The sequence below is a fragment of the Luteimonas lutimaris genome (genome assembly GCF_039537065.1).
In the GTDB taxonomy this organism is placed as follows: domain Bacteria; phylum Pseudomonadota; class Gammaproteobacteria; order Xanthomonadales; family Xanthomonadaceae; genus Luteimonas; species Luteimonas lutimaris.
Map to the genome: position 1 here is coordinate 1 of NZ_BAAAZU010000017.1, position 2,393 is coordinate 2,393.

The window sequence follows — 2,393 nt, forward strand, 5'->3', positions numbered from 1 at the left end:
CATGCAGCGCTTTCCACATAACGTGTTTCACCTGTCACAAGCTAGATCAGAACGTCTGTGGGGCCTAACGCTCAAGTTAAGCCGAATTGCAGCGCGTAGCTAGGCACATGGCAAGCTTTTTCTGCCATGTGGCTGGCGTAGCGATGCAATTTCGGCTTCAACGCATTGTTAGGCCTCAGTGGCCTAGCCGAAGGAACGGCGCAAATTTGCTGTCCAGCACTTCCATTTGCGCGAACAACCACTTCTTCAGTTCTGCTTTCTTGCGCACCTTTTCGCTCCGCTCTTGTCCCGGAGGAAGCCCCTCCAGCTCCGACTGCAGGCACCCGAGGTCGCAGATTTTGTGCCAAAGAACTTTGTCCAGGTAGTCAACGATGTCGTCATTGAATAGCCACTTCGCACCCCGAGTACCTGCTAGATACGCATATTCGGCTTCTGAAGTGGAGCGGCCAGAGGTCATCACGGACGAAATGTAATCTCGCGCGGCAGTATGAATCAGCAGCCTTCGGTCGAACAGATCTAGCTTGAGTTTGTTTTGAGCCGTACGCCATTGACGGTACGCAATGAACACACCAAGCACCGCCACGGTGGGAACCAGTAACGCGGCTAGGTACGTAGTCCAATGTGGTTCTGTCATAGGGGCCTAACACCAGAATTAAGCCGTGCCGCGAAGCGGCATCGGCTTGAATGATTTGTTAGGCCGCACGCCAAGTGCCTTTGCGGTCTCTTCAAGCGGCGTACTGAATCCTAGCTTCCTGGCGGGCCGGGAATTCATGTCGATTACCAACCGGTCAAGACTGCAGCGGTTCAAGCCACCATCTTGTTCAATGAAGCTCTCATAGTCGAGTGCGCAGTTGGTCAGCACGCCGAGCTTGGAAAGGTCAGACGCTCGCGCAAATGCGACAGAGCGATACCCATTCATCACTCGCTCCCGCACATGCTCCGGATAACCAGCGAGCTCAAGCACTAGGGAAATGCCCCGAACCAGGCTTATGAACAGCTTTTCGGGCGTGAGACGCTCTCCCTCCAGCATGAGGAAGCTCAGCTGAGTGCGACTACTCATATACACAAAGGCGTTCCGCTCTGCCATTGGCAGGAACGTAACGTACCAATTGCCAAGCGGCGCGTCGGTCGCCCGAGCTTCGCCCAAGTGATCTCGTTTGATACGAGCTCTCGCAGCTATGGCGCGTGTAACGATCAGATTAGCCATGACGTGTCATATGCGGCCTAACACTTGAGTTAACCCGACCCGCTGCCACGACAACTGTGAGCCTGTGTTGAAACAGCTTGCAACACGTTTGAACGAAGCAACGAAGCGGGTTCGGGTTGAACGAATGGTTAGACCTCACCAACGGTGGACTGTCAGACCTTGGCCTTACCGAAAGTGTATCAACGGACGACCCGGAAGCTACAACGCGACCAGATCACCGCGCCCCCGGCCTTGCCCGGAACCGTTGAAGCGCGGAGCAAACCGAAGCCAGGCGACATCAAGAGCGGTGAGCATTCCGAAGTACAGCCCAAGCACCGGATCTTCTTTTGGTGAGGGCTAACGCTTGAATTAAGCCGACCCGCGAAGCGGGTTCGGCTTGAATGAATTGTTAGGTGCCCATCAGAAAGAAGGTGAAACCCTTATTGGGCTTGCGCTCAGTGTCCGCGGGAACCTCATCAATGCTCTCAAAGTACACTTTTGCATCTTGGGTCCGATGCTTTGGCGCTACATCCAGATCCGGATCATTCCGCAAGAGTTCAACTACCAGCATTTCTGCCTCCTCTGCCGAGGCTGCGTCCACAAAGCGCGTGGTGTAGAAGCCGGCCGGTTGCTTGCGCCCTATCAGCTTGCCGGGAAAGTTATCTCCGCGAATAAAACAACGAAAGAGTGGCATGGGCACCTAACGCTTGAGTTAAGCCGACTTGCGTAGTGGAGCCAAAGCCATGGCAAGCTTTACCTGCCATGGCTTTGGTGGAACGAAGCAAGTTCGGCTTGAACGAATTGTTAGGCCTCAGCATAGGCTGCTGGACCTGCTATGTGAACAACTCATCGTTGCGGAGTACGAAGAACGAAAAGATCGCACCAGCCGGTATGAGGGAGACTAGCCCGAACAGAAAAGCGTTCCGGCTCTTGGACATAGCGGCCCTGACAAGGAAATAAGCTGGCGCAAGGTTGAACAAAAAGAGGCCAGCAAACAGCAGCCCCTCCACCGAAACCCCAAGCTGCGACAGTGCAAAAGACGCAGTCACAAACACGGTGATCTCGGCTAACAGTAGTCCGCCAGCTTTTGCCAGGTTTGGATCTTTTGGAACGAAGTTCGAGAAGTTGAACATGAGGCCTAACGCCTTATGTCTTGAGTTTCCCCTAGCCTAAGAGCCGAGAGCCCGGCGTGCGCGCCCGATAACGC

4 protein-coding genes are annotated in these 2,393 nt (G+C 54.5%); all 4 read right to left on the bottom strand.

What is annotated here, in order from left to right:
* Positions 1-175: 175 nt before the first annotated feature.
* Entirely contained in the window at positions 176-583 is a 408-nt protein-coding gene (locus ABD679_RS11175; RefSeq protein WP_344760064.1) for a hypothetical protein, read from the bottom strand.
* A gap of 69 nt (positions 584-652) precedes the next feature.
* A complete protein-coding gene (locus tag ABD679_RS11180) occupies positions 653-1,207 on the bottom strand; it encodes a DUF6933 domain-containing protein (protein ID WP_344760065.1) in 555 nt (184 codons plus the stop codon).
* 388 nt (positions 1,208-1,595) lie between these two features.
* Positions 1,596-1,886, bottom strand: a complete 291-nt coding sequence (locus ABD679_RS11185) for a hypothetical protein (RefSeq protein ID WP_344760066.1) — start codon at positions 1,884-1,886, stop codon at positions 1,596-1,598.
* 133 nt (positions 1,887-2,019) lie between these two features.
* A complete protein-coding gene (locus ABD679_RS11190; protein WP_344760067.1) occupies positions 2,020-2,319 on the bottom strand; it encodes a hypothetical protein in 300 nt (99 codons plus the stop codon).
* Positions 2,320-2,393: the final 74 nt, after the last annotated feature.